This is a genomic window from Halorubrum luteum (assembly GCF_054652935.1).
In genome coordinates, this window is the sequence record NZ_BAAIGT010000002.1 from 2,109,003 (window position 1) to 2,127,694 (window position 18,692).

Annotated in this window: 20 protein-coding genes; 13 read left to right on the forward strand and 7 right to left on the reverse strand. The window is 65.0% G+C overall.

Annotation, left to right across the window (positions count from 1 at the left end; translation table 11 throughout):
- Positions 1 to 123: 123 nt before the first annotated feature.
- Positions 124 to 1,425, reverse strand: coding sequence for a hypothetical protein (locus ACYQ0R_RS10435; RefSeq protein ID WP_459823339.1), 1,302 nt, complete (start codon positions 1,423 to 1,425; stop codon positions 124 to 126).
- A gap of 520 nt (positions 1,426 to 1,945) precedes the next feature.
- Positions 1,946 to 2,272, reverse strand: a complete 327-nt coding sequence (locus ACYQ0R_RS10440) for a PIN domain-containing protein (RefSeq protein ID WP_459823341.1) — start codon at positions 2,270 to 2,272, stop codon at positions 1,946 to 1,948.
- A 155-nt stretch (positions 2,273 to 2,427) separates the two neighbouring features.
- On the opposite strand from ACYQ0R_RS10440, the gene ACYQ0R_RS10445 reads away from it, so the two are divergent.
- From ACYQ0R_RS10445 to ACYQ0R_RS10460, 4 genes are all read left to right on the forward strand, one after another.
- A complete protein-coding gene (locus tag ACYQ0R_RS10445; protein ID WP_459823344.1) occupies positions 2,428 to 2,622 on the forward strand; it encodes a 30S ribosomal protein S17e in 195 nt (64 codons plus the stop codon).
- Positions 2,623 to 2,728: 106 nt separating this feature from the next.
- On the forward strand, positions 2,729 to 3,961 hold the full coding sequence (locus ACYQ0R_RS10450; protein WP_459823346.1) for a tripartite tricarboxylate transporter permease: 1,233 nt from the start codon (positions 2,729 to 2,731) through the stop codon (positions 3,959 to 3,961).
- A gap of 88 nt (positions 3,962 to 4,049) precedes the next feature.
- Complete coding sequence (locus tag ACYQ0R_RS10455) at positions 4,050 to 4,229, forward strand: HVO_2753 family zinc finger protein (RefSeq protein ID WP_459823349.1); 180 nt, start codon at positions 4,050 to 4,052, stop codon at positions 4,227 to 4,229.
- Between the two features lies 1 nt (position 4,230).
- Complete coding sequence (locus ACYQ0R_RS10460) at positions 4,231 to 4,497, forward strand: elongation factor 1-beta (RefSeq protein ID WP_459823350.1); 267 nt, start codon at positions 4,231 to 4,233, stop codon at positions 4,495 to 4,497.
- Between the two features lie 77 nt (positions 4,498 to 4,574).
- On the opposite strand, the gene ACYQ0R_RS10465 is transcribed toward ACYQ0R_RS10460, so the two are convergent.
- Positions 4,575 to 5,750, reverse strand: coding sequence for an inorganic phosphate transporter (locus tag ACYQ0R_RS10465; RefSeq protein ID WP_459823351.1), 1,176 nt, complete (start codon positions 5,748 to 5,750; stop codon positions 4,575 to 4,577).
- Positions 5,751 to 5,836: 86 nt separating this feature from the next.
- Positions 5,837 to 7,201, reverse strand: a complete 1,365-nt coding sequence (gene glmM, locus ACYQ0R_RS10470; RefSeq protein WP_459823353.1) for a phosphoglucosamine mutase — start codon at positions 7,199 to 7,201, stop codon at positions 5,837 to 5,839.
- A gap of 82 nt (positions 7,202 to 7,283) precedes the next feature.
- On the opposite strand from glmM, the gene ACYQ0R_RS10475 reads away from it, so the two are divergent.
- From ACYQ0R_RS10475 to ACYQ0R_RS10490, 4 genes are all read left to right on the forward strand, one after another.
- Positions 7,284 to 7,895 carry a hypothetical protein gene (locus ACYQ0R_RS10475; protein ID WP_459823354.1) on the forward strand — a complete coding sequence of 204 codons (612 nt, stop codon included), beginning with the start codon at positions 7,284 to 7,286 and terminating at the stop codon, positions 7,893 to 7,895.
- Between the two features lie 136 nt (positions 7,896 to 8,031).
- On the forward strand, positions 8,032 to 8,328 hold the full coding sequence (locus ACYQ0R_RS10480; protein ID WP_459823355.1) for a DUF7990 family protein: 297 nt from the start codon (positions 8,032 to 8,034) through the stop codon (positions 8,326 to 8,328).
- On the forward strand, positions 8,328 to 9,296 hold the full coding sequence (locus tag ACYQ0R_RS10485) for an ArsA family ATPase (protein WP_459823356.1): 969 nt from the start codon (positions 8,328 to 8,330) through the stop codon (positions 9,294 to 9,296). The genes ACYQ0R_RS10480 and ACYQ0R_RS10485 overlap by 1 nt, the downstream gene beginning before the upstream one ends.
- Positions 9,297 to 9,489: 193 nt before the next feature.
- The gene (locus ACYQ0R_RS10490; RefSeq protein WP_459823358.1) at positions 9,490 to 11,340 is read left to right on the forward strand and encodes a carbon starvation CstA family protein; all 1,851 of its coding nucleotides are present in this window, start codon (positions 9,490 to 9,492) and stop codon (positions 11,338 to 11,340) included.
- Positions 11,341 to 11,397: 57 nt separating this feature from the next.
- Here ACYQ0R_RS10490 and ACYQ0R_RS10495 read toward each other — a convergent pair whose 3' ends face one another.
- From ACYQ0R_RS10495 to ACYQ0R_RS10505, 3 genes are all read right to left on the reverse strand, one after another.
- Complete coding sequence (locus ACYQ0R_RS10495; RefSeq protein WP_459823360.1) at positions 11,398 to 12,063, reverse strand: DUF8052 family protein; 666 nt, start codon at positions 12,061 to 12,063, stop codon at positions 11,398 to 11,400.
- Positions 12,064 to 12,065: 2 nt separating this feature from the next.
- On the reverse strand, positions 12,066 to 12,206 hold the full coding sequence (locus tag ACYQ0R_RS10500; protein ID WP_459823363.1) for a hypothetical protein: 141 nt from the start codon (positions 12,204 to 12,206) through the stop codon (positions 12,066 to 12,068).
- Positions 12,207 to 12,290: 84 nt separating this feature from the next.
- A complete protein-coding gene (locus ACYQ0R_RS10505; protein WP_459823364.1) occupies positions 12,291 to 12,713 on the reverse strand; it encodes a CBS domain-containing protein in 423 nt (140 codons plus the stop codon).
- A gap of 238 nt (positions 12,714 to 12,951) precedes the next feature.
- Here ACYQ0R_RS10505 and ACYQ0R_RS10510 point away from each other — a divergent pair, with 238 nt between their 5' ends.
- The 5 genes from ACYQ0R_RS10510 (at position 12,952) to ACYQ0R_RS10530 (ending at position 18,690) form a co-directional block, all read left to right on the forward strand.
- Positions 12,952 to 13,185 (forward strand): DUF8007 family protein, encoded by a 234-nt coding sequence (locus tag ACYQ0R_RS10510; RefSeq protein ID WP_459823366.1) that lies wholly within the window; start codon positions 12,952 to 12,954, stop codon positions 13,183 to 13,185.
- Positions 13,186 to 13,309: 124 nt separating this feature from the next.
- Entirely contained in the window at positions 13,310 to 13,996 is a 687-nt protein-coding gene (locus tag ACYQ0R_RS10515; protein ID WP_459823369.1) for a DUF5828 family protein, read from the forward strand.
- Positions 13,997 to 14,254: 258 nt separating this feature from the next.
- Positions 14,255 to 15,664, forward strand: a complete 1,410-nt coding sequence (locus ACYQ0R_RS10520) for a class II fumarate hydratase (protein ID WP_459823370.1) — start codon at positions 14,255 to 14,257, stop codon at positions 15,662 to 15,664.
- A 172-nt stretch (positions 15,665 to 15,836) separates the two neighbouring features.
- The gene (katG, locus tag ACYQ0R_RS10525; RefSeq protein WP_459825740.1) at positions 15,837 to 18,002 is read left to right on the forward strand and encodes a catalase/peroxidase HPI; all 2,166 of its coding nucleotides are present in this window, start codon (positions 15,837 to 15,839) and stop codon (positions 18,000 to 18,002) included.
- Positions 18,003 to 18,135: 133 nt separating this feature from the next.
- Complete coding sequence (locus tag ACYQ0R_RS10530; RefSeq protein ID WP_459823371.1) at positions 18,136 to 18,690, forward strand: helix-turn-helix domain-containing protein; 555 nt, start codon at positions 18,136 to 18,138, stop codon at positions 18,688 to 18,690.
- Positions 18,691 to 18,692 lie beyond the last annotated feature (2 nt).

The window sequence follows — 18,692 nt, forward strand, 5'->3', positions numbered from 1 at the left end:
CCCGCGGCTGATATGTGTTGCCCACTATTACCCACGGATTCCCGTAGAAAATGAAGAATATATTATGTATTTCAGCTACCTGAACAAGGTGGAGCAAAGAGAGAACCGCTGAGCGGAAGCGGCTTAGTTCACGCTCTTCGATAGTTCGGCCCCCGCTTTGAATTTCACCGTGTCGGACGTGTTTCCATCGTCCACGAGGTGTAGGCAGTGACCGTCGAACGGGTAGCACGAACAGTACACGTCACCGTCCGACGAGACGGCTCCAGCAATCTCCTCTACGAGCTCGTCGTCGGGAAGACTCCCTGTAATGACGGTGTCTTCGAGGTGTCCGAAGAACAGCTGTGCCCCAACCGGTGAAACGTCGTCTGGCAACAGGCGCAGAATCTCGTCCCCACTGACCGCTCCGGAGCGAGAAAGTGTGATGTCCTGAATGCTTACTTTCCCACCACCACCTCCTGCCACCACTGTAACCGAGTTCTCGTAGAGGCAGGACTCATCAATTACCCACCCGCACGAGTAGACGTACTGGTCGTTATTCTTGTGCCGCTGGACGCACAACAACGCGGGGAACGGGCACGGACATCCCACTGGCTGCGCGAGGACCTGACAAACGATCACCGACGTGGATGAAGCGGGACCCGTCTCACGCCCCCACTCATCCAGCGAATCGACATCAGTTGGCCGTCCATCTGAACTCACACCAACCATCGACTTCGTATCAGACGCCGTGGGAGGACGGTTTGTCACATTTATGACGACAACTCCGGAGTCAGACGTGAGCACGTCGAGAGAACCGTACGTGTGAGTCGGTCCGGAAACGTTGGTTTGAGACGTGTTCCCTCCCCAGCAGTACACCGACTGCTCTGTCGACAGACCTCCTCCAGAGGAGTGTTGCCCACACGATTCGTCGTCATCGTCGTCTCCGTCGTCTTCGTCCGCTACTGCTGCCGCGGTCTCGTAGGTGTTCGTTCCCCACGAGTGGAGGTTGCCGTCTTCGTCCGCTCGGCCAGTGACGAAGTCGATCAGCCGCCGTGGAGTGATCAGCGACTCGACGCTCAGTCCATCTCGGGGTGCCCGTGCGTCGGGGAGGGTGATGACACACCGTTCGCCCAAGACGGGTTCGCTCTCGAGGTACTCGTACAGCCCGCGTATCTCGTCCTCGCTCGCACCAGTGAGCCGTTGTAGGCGTCGAATTGCGTCGCTCGTGTCGTCACCGGATTCGTCGTCCGAATCCGATCCGCCCCCGAACGCGTTTTCTCTTTTGTTCGACCGAGTCGAGTTGTAATCCTGCGCAGGGGGGACATCGTCGTCGAAGTCGTCCTCGTCGTCGAAGTCGTCGTCGACTGGGCCGGCTTCACCGCGGTTCTCGTTCGAGCGCACCGAGTTGTAGTTCTGCCCGTCGACGGCCATCGCTGTGTTCGTCATCCACGCTTCGAGCTCGACCTCTCCCGAGAGAAACCGTTCTTCGACGCGAACAGTAGGCGAGAACTTGACGGTATCTCCAGCTGTAACGGGGATTAGTCCGTCTCCTCGAATCCCCCCGAACATGGCAGCAGGCGAGGCTCCGATCTTCGTGGTTCTCGCAGCGACTTGACTCACACAGCCACTCAAGCCACCGATTGCGACAACCCCACCCGCCGCGAGGAGATGACGACGACTGACGGTACCATCTACCACACTAGATGCATCGTTATCTAGTCGTTGTGAACACATAATCAGGTCCTACAGGCGACCGGGCAATATAAGTATTTTTATATAAAAATTTTGGTTATGTCGGACTGATCTGACGCTCGGCGAAAATCGCTACCAGATAGTACTGTATCACTCTGCCTCCCTACTACGTCCTCAGAAACCTTTGTTTTCTGATAGGCTGCACGAGAACTCCACTCTCGTGAACGCTCCGTGTCCGCTGGTGCGGACTGCGGTGCTCGTTGAGGAAGGGGGCTTACCGCCTGTAATCAGCTAACCTTCGGGTTTCTGCGGTTGCTGCGTGGAACGCGTCGAACGGGGTCATTCCCTCTTCGTAGTAGTTCACGGCCTTGAGAACCACCTGTTTCTCCTCTTCGTCACGGACCGGGACGAGTTCGAGCAGATTAGCCACCAGTGGGACGTAATCGAACTCGTAGCGTTCCCGAGCGAGGATGAGTTCGAGATAGGAGAGCGCCGACGTTTCGACCTCGTGTTCGTCGAGCGCGGCTTCCGCCGACTCCTGTAGCCAATCGGTGTCCTTCGCGAGGGCAAGAAGAAAGTCCGTTTCGACGTACACCGTCATCTATCGCCCTCACTCCGAGCTTCCGCCTGCGCCTCGTCCTCGATATCCTCTCGTATCTCTTCGACAGAAGCATCCCGGAGCTCGCCTGCCGCTGCGCGGACAGCCGCTCGCGCCGGAACGAACCCTTTTAGTTCGGGCCACCGGTATCGCTCGGTATGGCCATCAAACCCAAGTACATCAAACAGCTCGGGAACGTGCTACTCGAGCGATACCCGGACTCGTTCAACACGGATTTCGAGACAAACAAAGAGAGCGTCACGGCGTTGACGACCGTCGAGTCGAAGGGCGTTCGCAACCGGATCGCCGGCTACATCACCCGCAAGAAGTCGCAGGCGGCTCAGCCCGCGTAGCTCCTGCGGCCACCCCGAACCAGTTCCGCCCGTTCGGAGACGTTTTACGCGGACCGATGCGAACGGTCCCGGGATTTATGCCGGAAGCCGCGGCCAGCTCGTCGGGATGGACACGCTGGTGTATCCCGTGTTCGATCCGACGTTCGCCGCCTCGGCGCTCGCGTTCCTGCTCGGCGGGGCAGCGCTCGGGACGGCCAGCGGACTGGTCCCTGGACTCCACGCCAACAACTTCGCGCTGCTGCTTGCCGGAGTCGCGCCGTCGATCCCTGCGGATCCGCTGCTCGTCGGAGTCGCGATGCTGGGCGCTGGCGTCGTCCACTCGTTTCTCGACATCGTTCCCGCGCTTGCCCTCGGCGTGCCGGACGCCGCCACGGCGATCGCCGCGCTCCCCGGACACCGACTCGTGATCGCCGGGCGCGGCCGCGAAGCGCTCCGGCTTTCCGCGGTCGGCTCCGGGCTCGCCGTCGCGCTCGCGGTTCCGCTCGCCGTTCCGATCACGTGGGCCATGGTCCGCGGCTACCCGACCGTTCGCGCACATCTCGCGTGGCTGCTCGCCGGCGTCGTCGTCTTCCTCGTCGCGACGGAGTCCTCGAGGCGGGCGGCCGCCGGCGGTTTGCTCGCGTTCCTCGCCAGCGCGGTCCTCGGGTTCCTTACGCTCGATGTCGATCCATCCGCCCCGCTCGATGCGGGTGGGATGCTCGCACCGCTTTTCACCGGGCTGTTCGGCGCGCCCGTCCTCGTCGACGCGCTCGGCGGTGACGGCGTCCCGCCACAGTCCGACGCGCGAATCACAATGCGAAAACGCGATCTCGGGGTCACCGCCGGTGCCGGATCGCTGTCGGGAGCGATCGTTGGCTACGTTCCCGGCGTCTCCGCCGCCATCGCCGCGGTCGCCGCGCTTCCCGCGGTCCCGCGGCGCGAGGCTGACAGGGGATTCGTCGTCGCCACGAGCGGCGCTAATACGGCGAATACGGTGTTCGCACTGTTCGCGCTAGCCGCGCTCGGCACGCCCCGTACGGGCGTCACCGTTGCCGTCGACCGCGCGGCGGTTCCGCTGGCCCTCCCGGTGTTGCTCGTCGCGGTCGGCATCGCCGCAGTCTGTGGATTCACGCTCGTCGTGCTCCTCGGTGATGCGTACCTCCGAGTCGTCGGCAACGCGAACTACACCCGGATCTCCATCGCGGTGTTGTGTCTGCTCGCCGGGCTCTCGTTCGCGTTCGCCGGCGCGATCGGCGTCGGCGTATTCGCCGTCTCGGGGCTCCTCGGGCTCGTTCCACCCCGACTCGACGCTCGTCGCGTCCACCTGATGGGAGTGTTGATCGGGCCGTTGATGCTGTGAGACACCGCCGACCGTGAGACCGTGCGAGTTCTCGCCGGACCGGGGGCAAAGAACAACGGTTAAAAGTCGCGCGATGGTGAGTTCGGGTATGAGCGAGAGTGAGACGCGGGCGACGCGAAAGTGTGTCTCCTGTGGCATCCAGGTGTCCGGTATGAACGCCGCGACGTTCGCCTGCCCCGACTGCGGAACGACGGTCCACCGCTGTGCGAAGTGTCGGAAGCAGAGCAACCTCTACGAGTGCCCAGACTGCGGCTTCCGGGGGCCCTAGAATGGGAGACGTCGCAGCCAAGATCAAGGTGATGCCGAACAGCCCGGAGGTCGATCTCGACGAACTGCAAGAGCGGCTCGAGGAGTCGCTCCCGCAGGGCGCGAAGATCCGCGGCTTCGAGCGCGACGATGTCGCGTTCGGACTGGTCGCACTCCTCCCGACGGTCATCGTTCCGGACGGTGCCGGCGGAACGGAAGCCGTCGAGGAGGCGTTCGAAGGCGTCGACGACGTCGAATCCGTATCCGTCGAGAACGTCGGTCGGCTGTAGTTCGCGCGAATCCGTTTTCAAACCTGCTCCAACCCCGAGCGCCAGCGGCGCGCGGGACGGCGGACGGGTGGCGGTCGTCACCACCAGACGGTGAAGAGCACGTAGAACGTCACGAGCGCGCCGATCGTCGACAGGATCGGTACGACGTTCTGCATCAGAATGACACGTGCGGTCGTCGTCGGATCGAACAGATCGGCAGCCGATGGGATGTCCGCAGGCTCCTCTTCGCCTATTTCCGGAACCTCCTCGCCCGGTTCGTCCGCCGTCAGCGCACCGACCGACACGCTCGTCTCGGTGTCGCCGCGGATCCCCTCGCTCACGGTAACGGTTCGGGTCGCTCTCCCCCAGCCGAGACCGACGATCGACATCGTCGCGATGATCACGAACGAGGCCGGGATGCCGATCGCCGAGAGACCGATCACGATTCCGGAGGAGACGACTGCGACGACGATCGCCGCGGTGAGCGGGAGATCCGTGATGTCGTTGCCGAGCGTGTCGAGCGTCCGTCTGGCGATCGTGAACGCGCCGACCGCGACCGCCGCGCTCCCAAGGAGGATCATCGGGTTCATCTCGACGCCCGCGCCGACCAGCGGCGCGATCGCGTTGGCGATGTTGGAGGTACCCGAGGAGAACGCCATCAGACAGCCGATCGCGACGACGACGACCGCACCGACGATCTCGCGGCGCGTCGTGTTCGGGCCGACAATCGGCTTCGGCACCGCGCCGGACCGGTCGAACTCGATCAGGGGACCCTCCGTGCTTTCGATAGCGACCCACCGGTTGATCGCGGGATAGAAGTACCGACCGATGACGCCCGAGACCCAGAAGCCGATGATCGGCGCGACGATCCACCAGACGGCGATCTCACCCATCACCGCCCAGTCGAGACTGCTCGTCGCAACGCCGAGCCCCGCGATCGCGCCCACGGCAGTCATCGACGTCGACGCCGGCACGCCGTAGTAGTTTCCGACGAACAGCGCACCGCCGATGAAAAACAGGACGACGATGCTCGTTTCTAGCGTGAACACGCCGGGCTGCGTGACGAGGTCCTCGCCGAGCGTGTCGACGACGCGTCGACCGAGCGTCCACGCGCCGATCGCGAAAAAGACCGTCATCAGCGCGGCGGCGCCCGCCTTCGATATCACGTTCGCGCCGACGGCGGGTCCGAACGCCGGCCCGGTCGTCGCGCCGCCGATGTTGTATCCGACGAACGCGGCGACTACGACGCCGACGACGAGCAGCAGTTCCACCATACGTACCTGATAACTCGATCCGGCGGGTTAAGCGTCCTGACTTCCGGACGGGATCGAGGTGTCGACGGCCCCGGTACGGGTCCGGGTCAGCGCCCGGCTTCGACCGCCTCGCGCATCTCCCCGGCGAGTCGCTCGGCGCGGTCGGCGTCGGCGGACTCCGCGTATATCCGGATCTTCGGTTCGGTTCCGGACGGGCGGACGAGCACCCACGCGTCCCCGTAGTCGAGTCGGTAGCCGTCCGTCGTGTTCGGCTCGGCGTCGGCGGTCTCGACGAACGCGCGTGCGGCGGACAGCATCTCGTCTCGTTCGTCGGCGTCGTCGTAGCCGACGTTGCGGCGGACGAACTGATAGTCGGTGTACGGTGCGACGACGTCGGTGACGGACGCATCGTCGGCGTTCGCAAGAAGTTCGAGGAACTTCGCGCCGATGTACGCGCCGTCCCGCGAGAGCCGGTACGGCGGGAAGAACACACCCCCGTTTCCTTCGCCCGCGATCGGTACGCGAACGCCCTCGTCGTCCAGTTCGCGGATCCGGGTGATGATGTTCGTCGCACCGATCGGCGTCAACTCGAGGTCGGCGTCGTTCGCGTCACAGACGTCGACGACCCGTTGGGAGACGTTGACCGCGCTGACGACGGCGTCGTCGGGCTCGAGCTCCGCATCCGCGAGGGCCGCGAAGGAGGTGTCACCGTCGACGAACCCGCCGGTCTCGTCGACGAACACCGCCCGGTCGGCGTCGCCGTCGTGGGCGATCCCAACGTCGGCATCGGAGGTCGCGACGAGCCGGGAGAGCGCATCGAGGTTCGCCGGCACCGGCTCCGACTCCCGACCGGGGAAGTGGCCGTCTGGCGTCGCGTTCACGGTCCGTACGTCACAGCCCAGCCGACGATACACCGTCGGAGACGAGACCGAAGCGGCCCCGTGTCCGGGGTCGACGGCGATCGTGAGGTCGGCGTCGGCGATCGCTTCCCGGTCGACGCTCGCGACGAGCTGATCGATGTAGTCGTCGACGGCCCCGTCGATCCGCGTCGTCGACCCCGCGGTCCGCCAGTTCGCGAGGTCGTACTCGTCGTCGAGCACGCGACGTTCCACGCGCTCGAGCACGTCGACGGACAGTTCGACGCCGTCGTCGCCGACGAGCTTCACGCCGTTGAACTCCGGTGGATTGTGCGAGGCGGTGACGAGCACGCAGGGGACGCCGGCGGACTCACAGTAGTGACCGACCGCGGGGGTCGGGACGATTCCGAGTCGCTCGACGTCACACCCCACCGCCGCGAGACCGCTCGCCGCGGCGTTCGTGAACAGCTCGCCCGTCGTTCGGGTGTCGCGTGCGACCGCGACCCGGTCGGCGTCCCAGGTCGATCCGGCCGCCTTGGCGATGTCGAGGACCAGCTCCGGCGTAAGATATCGGAGCGCCACCCCTCGAATACCGCTTGATCCGAACAGCTCCATACTCGTCCGTGTGCCGGCCGACGGGAAAGCGGTTCCGACCGCGACTCGGGAGGTTCAAACCGCTGCCGCCACTTGCCACACCATGGAGCGGACACGACGGGATCTGCTGGCGGCGACGAGACGCGCCCTCGTTGGCACCGGCGTGGGCGCAGCCGCGGGCGTCGCGGGATGTCTCGATTTCACCGCCGGGGACGGTCCACAGGGTCCGGCGGGAACGCCGGCGGAGCTGACGTGTCCCGACGCCGAGTTCGTGCGACTGGATACACCGTTCGAGGGACCGGTCGACGATCGGACGACGGCGACTCCGGTGACCACGGTCGAGCTGTCGACGGAGGGGACCTCTGAGACGTACGGCTCGACGCTGCGGCTCGCGCTTCGAAACACCGGGACGGCGCCCGCGACGACGCTCGGCGAGCACGCGTACGCGATCCAGCGCGACACGGGCCGTGGATGGCAGGAGGTTCGCGGATCGCTCGGCGGACCCCCCGTCGATCTGCCGCGAACCGAGGAGTCGCTTTCCCCGAACGGCGGGTACACGTGGACGTTCCGCCTGCGCGAGACGGATCTCTCCGAGGCGGTTCCGGAGGTGGACCTCGACGTCTGTCCGCCGCTTGGCGCGGGAACCCACAGATTCGTTTACTGGGGGATCGAGGACGCGTCGCCCGTCGGCATCGAGTTCGAACTGATCGGATGATCGCGGATAGAACCGGAGACAGATCGTTCACGCCACACTCCGCGCGCTGGATCTCGGTCAGTTGTATCACTACTCGTGATCGGCGCGTCCCTCCGAGCCGGGACACCTTTTAGGCCCCCGATCGTCGTGTGGATCGATGACAGTCGCCGATCGGATCGCCGTCTTCCGCGAGCACCTAGAGGAGTGGCTTCGCGGGCTGTATCACGGAATGATAACGCATCCGGCGTACGAGAAGATCGAGAAGGAGGCGGAGGACACGGAGGATGAGTTCATGCTCGCGTGTTTCCCGGACGCGTTCGGGATCCCCTCGCCGGTGTCGTACTACACTGCCGAGCTGCTTCCGTACCTCGAAGACGAGTTCGAGGCGTGGGAGCGCCGGCTGTGGGACCGGGAGAGTCTCATCGAACGGAAGGGACAGCAGTACCACTTCTGATGGAGCCGTTCGTGTTCTTCGGCGGGAAAGGCGGGGTCGGCAAGACGACCGTCTCCTGCGCGTACGCACAGAAGTGTGCGGAAGACGGCGTCCGCACGCTCGTCGTTTCCACGGATCCGGCTCACTCCGTCTCCGACGTGTTCGACCAGCAGTTCGGTGACGATCCGGAGTCCGTCGACGGGATCGACGGGCTCGACGCGATGGAGATCGACCCCGACGAGGAGGTCCAGCGCCACCTGCAGGAGATCCGCGAGGGACTCTCCGAGCAGGTGTCGGCGGCGATGGTCAACGAGATCAATCGTCAACTGGAGATGTCTCACGGGACGCCCGGCGCGTACGAGGCCGCCCTGTTCGACGCGTTCGTCGAGGTGATGCGCGAGGAGAGCGACCCGTACGACCGGGTCGTCTTCGACACTGCGCCCACGGGATCGACGCTGCGACTCCTCGGTCTACCGGAGTTCTTAGAGGAGTGGATCGACCGGCTGATGTACAAGCGTCGGCAGTCGATCGACCTGTTCGAGAAGGCCGCGATCGGGGAGATGGAGCCGCGCCGCGTGATGGAGGGGGATCCCGTTCTCGCCCGGCTGCAGTCGCGCAAGGAGTTCTTCGAGTACGCGGGACGGACGCTCCGGAACGACGCCGCGTTCTTCCTCGTGTTGAACCCGGACCAGCTCTCGGTCAACGAGACGGGTCGCACGATCGACGGGTTCGCCGACCGAGACCTCACCGTTCGCGGACTCGTCGCGAACAAGCTCACCCCCGAGCCCGACCCGGACGAGAACGGTCGAGGTGCGCGTTACCTCCGCGAACGGGTCGAAACCGAGCGGGAACGGATCGAGCAGGTTCGTGAGGGGTTCGAGCCGCCGCTCGTCGCGGAGATCGAATCGCGAACGAGAGAGGTTCGGGGCGACTTGCTCGGCGACGTCGCCGCGGAGCTCGACATCGACACGACTGACTCGCCGGCTTGATTGTGAATGAATCGGGGTGATCGCTCAACTATCTATGGTATGTGACCGATCACATCTTGTGTTTACGAATATGGGAGAAAATACGCCGTATCTCCTTATGGTCGCTTGATTTTGCTCTTCTCACATATCTATCACGATCGAAGAAAATGTTTAAGTGTGGTATCGTTGATCGATAGCGTGAGGCTGGGTAACAATGACAGGTGTAATCTGGATCGTAGTTGCCGTGCTGGCGACGTTCACAGTCGGGTACATGGGGTACTCGTCGTATCTCTCACGGTTCGTCGAACTCGATGACGAGCGGGAGACGCCGGCACACAAGTACGAGGACGGACAGGAGTACGTACCGGCGAAGAAGCCGGTGTTACTGGGGCATCACTTTTCGAGCATCGCGGGCGGCGCGCCGATCGTCGGCCCGATCACGGCGGGGGCCATCTGGGGATGGGTGCCGGCGCTGTTGTGGGTCGCCATCGGCAACCCGCTGATGGGGGCGGTTCACGACTTCGTCTCGCTGTCGAGTTCGATCCGCCACGAAGGGCGGTCGATCGGCTACATCGTCGGCCAGTACGTCGGCGAGAAGGGGAAGAACCTGCTGCTGTGGTTCGCGTTCCTCACGATCATCCTCGTGGTGGCGGTGTTCGCCCTCGTGGTGGCGATCGTGTTCAACGCGTTCCCACAGGTGACGACCGCGAGCTTCGTGTACATCGCGCTGGCGCTCGCGTTCGGGGTGTATCTCTACCAGCTCAACGGGCCGTTCATTCCTGGCACCGTGATCTTCGTGCTCGGCGTGTTCGCCGGCGTCTGGCTCGGCATCCAGTACCCGTTCGCGCTGTTCGAGCTCGCCGAGGGCAGCCACGTCGAAGGCACGTACGTCCTATTTAGTAGCGCCGGCGAGTGGGTGCCCGGCGCCGCAACGCTCGGCGCTAACACTGCCGCGTGGGTCCCGGTAATCATGGTGTACGGTGCGATCGCCAGCGCGCTGCCCGTCTGGGTGCTGTTACAGCCGCGCGACTACCTCTCCTCGTTCCTGCTGTACACGGGGGTCGGTGGTGGTATCCTGGCGATCATCGTCGGAACGATCTTCGCGACGTCCTCGCAGCCGCTCGTCATCGACTCGTCGATCGGCGTCTTCGAAGGGTTCTGGGGGATCTCCGCGGTTGGACTGTTCCCGCTTTTCCCCCTGCTTTTCGTCACGATCGCCTGCGGAACCATCAGCGGATTCCACTCGCTGGTCTCCTCGGGGACCACGTCTAAACAGCTCAACAAGGAGAGCGACGCCCGCCTGATCGGCTACGGTGGGATGCTCGGCGAGGGGCTGCTCGCGGCGCTCGCGCTCTCGACGCTCGCCGTCGCCGGCTTCGCCGGTGACGCCGCGGCCGGCGGGATCGGCGGTGCGCTCCCGAACTTCGCGACCGGCGGCGGGATCATCCTGACGAGCCTCGCGATCCCCGAGACGGTCGGTGCCGTGTTCATGGCGCTCGTCCTGGTGAGCTTCCTGCTCACCTCGACCGACACGGCCGTGCGCCTCGGTCGCTACATGATGGAGGAGATAGTCGGCATGGACGACGGAATGACCGTCTCCGGTCTCTCCGGCGACATGGGCTCGGTCGCTCGCGGCCGATACACGAACCCGATCGTCCAGATCGGCATCGCGTACGCGCTCGTGCTCTCCGGGCAGTGGGAGACGCTGTGGGGGCTGTTCGGCGGCGCGAACCAGCTGCTCGCCGCGCTGGCGCTGTTGACCGCGACCGTCTGGATCGCCAACTGGGACGAGTCCAAGCAGCTGATCTCCACCGGCGTCCCGATGGCGATCATGGTGACGATCACGGTGTTCGGACTCACCTGGATCGCCATCTACAACAACCTCTACCAGAACCTGATACTGGGTGATGCAGCGACGCTCGGCGCACAGATCTCCTCGGCCGCACAGATGACGCTGGGGATCGTGTTGATCGCGCTCGCACTGTCGCTCGTCAAGATCGGCGTCGGCAACCTCAGGGACGTTCGAGGTGGCGACGCGCCAGCGGCCGAACCGAGCGACGACTGAACCGCCGGCTCCGCTCGCATCCTGCCCTCCGTCCGCTTCACAGACTTCGTTCGTCAGCTACCGCCAGAACCGCTTGGCGAGCCGCGAAAAGAACCCTTCCGTCGGTTTCTCGACCGGCTCCCACAGCCGGAACGCGCCCGTGACGCCCGCGACCTCGCTGTCGACGATCGTCTCCTCGTCGGGTGCGACGACGATCAGGTTCACCTCGTAATGACCGTAGTAGCCGAACTTCAGAAGCGTTCGGTCCCGGAACCCGTCGACGAACTCGATCACCTCGTCCGGGATCCGGTCGGCGACGAGCACGAACGTAACGTCCGTCCCGTAATGTTGTTCGTTCGCTTCGATCCGGTCGTCAGCGATCTCGTGACCCAGATCGACGAGCCGTTCCAGCTCGGTGACGGTTGGCGTCGTGACTCGTCGCGCAAAGAGGAACTCCCGCTGGTCGTGGTCGGCGTAGCTCAACGCGGGATGAAGGAACTGCTTCTGGTTGCGCATCCGCAGCGTCGCCGACAGCTCGAACCGTTCGCCGTGAACGACCGTCTCCCGCTGGAGGTCGTAGCTGTACATCAGCCGGTCGGACACCCGGTCGAGATACTCGTCGTCGTAGTCGGGAACGTTCTCCCGGATCTCCGCCGGCAGCTCCTGCGGATCGTGTCGTGGAGCCGTCCCCGGCTTCGATTCGGACCCGTCGGCGTCCTTTTCGGGGGCGTCGTGTTCGGACATCGTCAGTCGTCGTCGGGTGCGTCGCCGTCGGGCGTGTCACCGTCGATCTGACCGCTGTTCGCGGCGTCGGCCAGCTTTCGGCACTCGCAGGGTCGGCCCGTCTCCGGCTCGACGGAATCGACGTCGACGGCGTGGTATCCCATGTGCCTCTGTTTTCCACGACGCTTAAAAACGCGTCGGGGGCGTCGCCATCGGGAGCGGATCGGTTTCACCAAGTTCGGTGGTCGCTACGATTCCCACTCCGTCCGCTTCGCGTCCAGCTGTCGCGCCTCGCGGACGATATCGTGCTGATTGCGCACGAGGTCGCTCATCGTGACGATCCCGCGAAGTTCGAGATCGTCGACGACGACGAGCTTCTTTACCTCGGCGCTCACCATCCGCTTGGCCGCCGTCCGAACCGTCGTGGTCGGCACGATGGTCTCCAGACTGCTGCTTGCGGCCTGACGGATCGGTATCTCACTGAACGGTGCGCCGGTGACCACGCCCGCCCGCATGGCGTCCGACTCCGTGAGGATCCCGGCGGGTGCGCCCTCGTGCATGACGACGACGCTGCCGACATCGCGACGCAACATCCGTTCGGCGGCGGTCGCGACCGTCTCGTCGAGGTCGACGGTGACGACGTCCGCGGACATGACCTCCTTGACGCGCATGTGCGGGCGTACAGGCGGATACGACTTGATGCTGTCCCACGAGCGGTGTCTCGTGGTCGCCGTTGCATCCGTCGCATCCGGACGGTTTGCACCCGTCGCATCCGGACGGTTTGCACCCGTCGCATCCGGACGGTTTGCACCCGTCGCATCCGGACGGTTTGCATCCATCTCATCCGCGCGGGCCCGCTGTCGGCCTCGGGGTTTAACTGTGTGAGAGACGTACCCACGGGCGAGTACCATGACCGACGGAGAGAAACGGACCGAGGCGTGTGGCCGATGTTCGATGTCGACCGTCGTGGATGCGGTGAGCGGTGACAAGTCGCTCGAGGAGCGCGCCGATCACGACCCGTTCGGTGGCGAGCGGATCGAGGTCGACGAGTCGGAGATCCGTCGCGTGTCGCCGGCGGGGTGGCTCTCGGACACAAAAAAGCGGCTCGACGAGTTCGCTCGGCGGATCGCGTACGGAAAGTGAGGGCGACGTGAGCGAGGCGGCGGGATCCGATGCGGAAAGCGGCGGCTCGACACGGAGGACGGTGGCGTGTGCACACGGCACGTCGGAGACACTTATAAGCCTTCGTTTCCTACGGGCGCAAACGATGGAAGAGAGTATCTCCGGGTTCAAACAGCGCGGAGACTGGGGCGATATCGTCGAACACGGGGAGCGCCTCGCGTTGGCGCTCCGCGAGACGGGTGCGGACGGCGACGCGTTCCACGAGTTCGACGACTGGCGACCGAAGTCCCACGAACGGATCGACGAGGACGTCTCCGAGAAGACGGCCGATCAGGCGTCGATCGGCGAGGGTGAAGGCGAGCGGGCCGGCAAAACACCGGGGGACGACCTCCAGACCGCCGGCGAAAAGCTCACCGAGTCCTACGAGAAAGTCGAGGAGGACGACGCCGAAAGCGCGATGGAACGGTGGGGGGAGTCTCTCGACCACGTCGCCCGTGCGGCCGACTCCGCGAGCCGTAGAGCGCTTCGCAAGGTCGAGGACACGGTGTATCGCAAGGTGATGACCCAGCTCGCGCCGTACTACTTCGATAACGAACTGGTCAGCGCCAACGTCCAGAAAGTCGGTCGTGGCGAGAACGGCGACGAGTTCGTCTTCGAGGTGAACGTCAACGACGATGAGCTGAAAGCCGAAGTGAGCGAGATCCTCGCGGAGTACGAGTCGGAGATCGACCGGTGGCACGTCGAAGCCGAGAAGCAGACGGAAAACGTTGCTGCCGCGGAGGGTGCGGAACCTCCTGAAAAGGAGGGTGGTCCCGAGTCGACGACGACGTAGAGGCCCGAGTCGGGGGACACCGTCGGATCCCAGGTCACGGAGGAACGTGCGCCGCCCCGTTCGCGCGCGGTACGTGTCGATACGTAATAAACCATCAGACGTATTTCTCCCGCGAGCTCCGGATCAGCGCCGCGGACCCGGATCTCGCCCGATATCGCGCGGCCCGTCTGTCGAACACGCGCGATCGGGTGTCGTATCCACCGGCGTGGACTCGGGGGTATCAACATCTTTTAGATCCGCTCCGACGAACCGTCGCTCATGGGAGAGGACTACCGCACTGAGTCGGACAGCTTGGGAGAGATGCAGGTGCCGGCGGACGCCTACTGGGGCGCACAGACGCAACGCGCCGTGGAGAACTTCCCGATCTCCGGGATCACGTTCGGGCGGCGGTTCGTCCGCGCGCTCGGGATCGTCAAGAAGTCGGCCGCGCAGGCGAACCGCGACCTGGGTCTCTTAGACGAGGAGAAAGCCGAGGCGATCGTCGCGGCGGCCGACGAGGTGATCGCGGGCGAGCACGACGACCAGTTTCCGGTCGACGTGTTCCAGACCGGCTCCGGCACCTCCTCGAACATGAACGCCAACGAAGTGATCGCCAACCGCGCCGCGGAGATCGCGGGTGCGGAGATCGGCGACCGGGTCGTCCATCCGAACGACCACGTCAACTACGGCCAATCCTCGAACGACGTGATTCCGACCGCGATGCACGTCGCGGCGCTCGAAGCCGTCGAGAAGGATCTCATGCCCGCCCTCGAGACGCTCCACGCCGAGCTGGAGGCGAAGGAGGCGGAGTTCGACGGGATCGTGAAAACTGGACGGACGCACCTCCAGGACGCGACTCCCGTCCGCCTCGGTCAGGAGTTCGGCGGCTACCGGACGCAGGTTCAAAAGGGTATCAAACGCGTCGGCGACGTTCGACTCCATCTTCGCGAGCTCGCGCTCGGGGGCACGGCGGTCGGAACGGGGCTGAACACCCACCCGGAGTTTCCGGAGCTGGCCGCGGAGTACATCTCCGACGAGACGAACACGACGTTCCGCGAGGCGGACGATCACTTCGAGGCACAGGCGGCCCACGACGCGATGGCGGAGGCACACGGCGCGCTCCGCACCGTCGCCGGCAGCCTGAACAAGATCGCCAACGACCTCCGGCTGCTCGCGTCCGGCCCGCGAAACGGGCTCGGCGAGATCGAACAGCCGGAGAATCAGCCCGGCTCCTCGATCATGCCCGGCAAGATCAACCCCGTGATCGCCGAGGCGGTCAACCAGGTGCACACGCAGGTCGTCGGTAACGACGCCGCCGTCTCCAACGGGGCGGCCCGCGGCGAGCTCGAGTTGAACCTGTATAAACCCGTGCTCGCGCACAACTTCCTCCAGAGCGCCGAGCTGCTCGCGAACGCGTCCGAGACGTTCGGCGAGCGGTTCGTCGCGAAGCTGGAGGCGAACGAGGCGTACTGCGAGGAGCGCGTCGAGCAGTCGATGGCGCTGGCGACCGCGCTCAACCCGGCGATCGGCTACGACAAGGCGTCGAAGGTCGCAAAACAGGCGCTCGAGGAGGAGAAAAGCATTCGCGAGGTCGCCGTCGAGGAGGGGTATCTCACCGAGGCGGAGGCCGACGAGGTGCTCGATCCGGAGGCGATGACCCACCGCGTCATCCTCGGCGACGACGACTGACCGAGGCGACCGGACGCTTGGGTCGTCAACGACGGACGAACACCCGAATCGAGACCCCATCCGGGGGCGACACACGAGGACCGAGTCGTCACTAGAAGTTTAAAAATTTGGATGTAAATAGCAAGGTTTATTTAAAAATTATCGAGGTCTTCTTTCCGAATAGCAAATATTCATATGTGGGCGTCGTGAAGCCGGGACGATGAACGGGTCCAACACGGACTGGTGGCCGAATCAACTACAAGTGGAACTCCTCGACCAGAACGCCCAGGATCTCGGGCCGTACGACGAGGAGTTCGACTACGCGGAGGAGTTTCAGAAACTCGACTTCGAGGAGGTGAAAGCGGACATCGAGGAGGCGCTGACGACGTCACGGGAGTGGTGGCCCGCGGACTACGGGCACTACGGACCACTTATTATCCGCATGGCGTGGCACAGCGCCGGCACGTATCGCACCACCGACGGCCGCGGCGGCGCGTCCGGCGGGACCCAGCGGTTCCCGCCGCTCAACAGCTGGCCCGACAACGCGAACCTCGACAAGGCGCGTCGGGTGCTCCTGCCGGTCAAACGGAAGTACGGCCGCAAGCTCTCGTGGGCCGACCTGCTGGTGTTGTCCGGGAACGTCGCGCTCGAGTCGATGGGGTTCGAGACGTTCGGCTTCGCGGGCGGTCGCGAGGACGCGTTTAAATCGGACGACGCAACCTACTGGGGCCCGGAAAACGAGATGGAGGCCTCCGATCGCTTCAGCGACGACGGTGAGCTCGAGGAACCGCTCGGTGCGACCGTCATGGGGCTCATCTACGTGGATCCCGAGGGACCGGACGGCGAACCCGACCCGATCGCCTCCGCGGAGAAAATCCGGGAATCGTTCGGACGCATGGCGATGAACGACGAGGAGACGGCCGCGCTCATCGCCGGCGGACACACGTTCGGCAAGGTCCACGGCGCTGACGACCCCGACGAGCACGTCGGCCCGGAGCCGGAGGCGGCCCCCATCGAAAAGCAGGGGTTCGGCTGGGAGAGCGATTACGGGTCGGGGAAGGGAGCCGACACGATCACCAGCGGGATCGAGGGGCCGTGGAACACCACTCCGACCCAGTGGGACATGAGCTACCTCGACAACCTGCTCGACTACACGTGGTGGCCCGAGAAGGGCCCCGGTGGCGCGTGGCAGTGGACCACACAGGACGGCGAGCTCGACGACGCCGCGCCGGGCGTTCAGGACCCGTCGGAGACGGAAGACGTGATGATGCTGACCACGGACGTCGCGCTGAAGCGGGACCCGGAGTACCGGGAGATCATCGAACGATTCCAGGAGAACCCGAGGGAGTTCCAGGAGGCGTTCGCGAAGGCGTGGTACAAACTGATCCACCGCGACATGGGCCCGCCGGAGCGCTTCCTCGGCCCCGAGGTCCCCGACGAGGAGATGCTGTGGCAGGACCCGATCCCCGACGCCGACTACGAGCTCGTCGGCGAGTCGGAGATCGATGAGCTGAAATCCACGATCCTCGACTCGGAGCTGTCCGTCGCCCAGCTCGTCAAGACCGCGTGGGCGTCCGCGTCGACGTACCGCGACAGCGACAAGCGCGGCGGCGCGAACGGCGCCCGGATCCGGCTCCGCCCCCAGCGCGACTGGGAAGTGAACGAGCCGGACGAGCTGGCGACCGTACTCGATACGCTCACGGGGGTCAAAGAGGAGTTCGACGCCTCGCGCTCCGACGACGTGCGGGTCTCGCTCGCGGACCTGATCGTGTTGGGCGGCAACGCGGCCGTCGAGCAGGCGGCGGCCGACGCCGGCTACGACGTCGAGGTGCCGTTCGAGCCGGGACGGACGGACGCAAGCCAGGAGCAGACCGACGTCGAGTCGTTCGAGGCGCTGAAGCCGGACGCCGACGGGTTCCGGAACTACCGGGAGGACGATCTCGAGCGAGCGGCCGAGGAGGAGCTGGTCGACAAGGCCGACCTCCTCGATCTCACGGTCTCCGAGATGACGGCGCTCGTCGGCGGCATGCGCGCACTCGGCGCGACCCACGACGACACCGACCTCGGCGTGTTCACGGACCGGCCGGGGACGCTCACGAACGACTTCTTCGTGAACCTGCTCGACATGAGCGTCGAGTGGGAGCGGACCGACGAGGAGAACGTGTTCGAGGGCGTCGACCGTGAGACGGGCGAGGTGCAGTGGCGGGGAACCCGCGTCGACCTCATCTTCGGCTCGCACTCGCGGCTCCGTGCCGTCGCCGACGTGTACGGTGCCGAGGACGGCGAGGAGGAGCTCGTTCACGACTTCGTGGACACGTGGAGCAAAGTGATGCAGCTCGACCGGTTCGACCTCGCATAGCTCCCGGGAAATCGCTCGCGGGGCTGCAGGGGCTGATCTACTCCTCTCCCCTCGTCCGCCGCGTTCGCGGTTCGCTCTTGTGGACAGGGTGTTCGCCTACAAGAGTTAAACTCCCTCACACGCTACTCCGAGTATGACGAAGTACTCGACGGGATCCGGCGGCGGTGGTGGTGACGGCGACGCCTGCGAACTCTGCGGGCGTGAGACGTCGAATCTCAAACGGGCGAACGTCGCCGGGGCGAAGCTGCTCGTCTGCTCGAACTGTCGCCCGCACGACGACGCGCGGAAGACGTCGTCGAGCGGTCACGGCGGCTCCGCTGGTCGCTCCGGCTCCGGCAGTGGCTCGCCGAGCTCCGGCGGCTCCGGCTCGACGAGTCGCAAGAAGGAGGTTGCCCGCAAGCAGGCGAAGGTGTACGACGCAGCCACCGGTGACTCCAGTCACTGGGAGGAGGAGGGGACGAACTACGAAACGGACCGCCTACCGTATCTCGTCTCCGACTACGACGACACCGTTCGGGACGCCAGACAGGAGGCCGGACTCACCGTCGAGGAGCTGGCCGAACGCTTGGAGATCGACGAGGACGACCTCCTCGCCGTCGAGCAGGGTCGTGCAGCGACCGCCGGCGTCGGGGGATCGGTCGTTCGCGCGATCGAAGCGGAGCTGGACGTCGCGATCGTCGACGAGTAGCC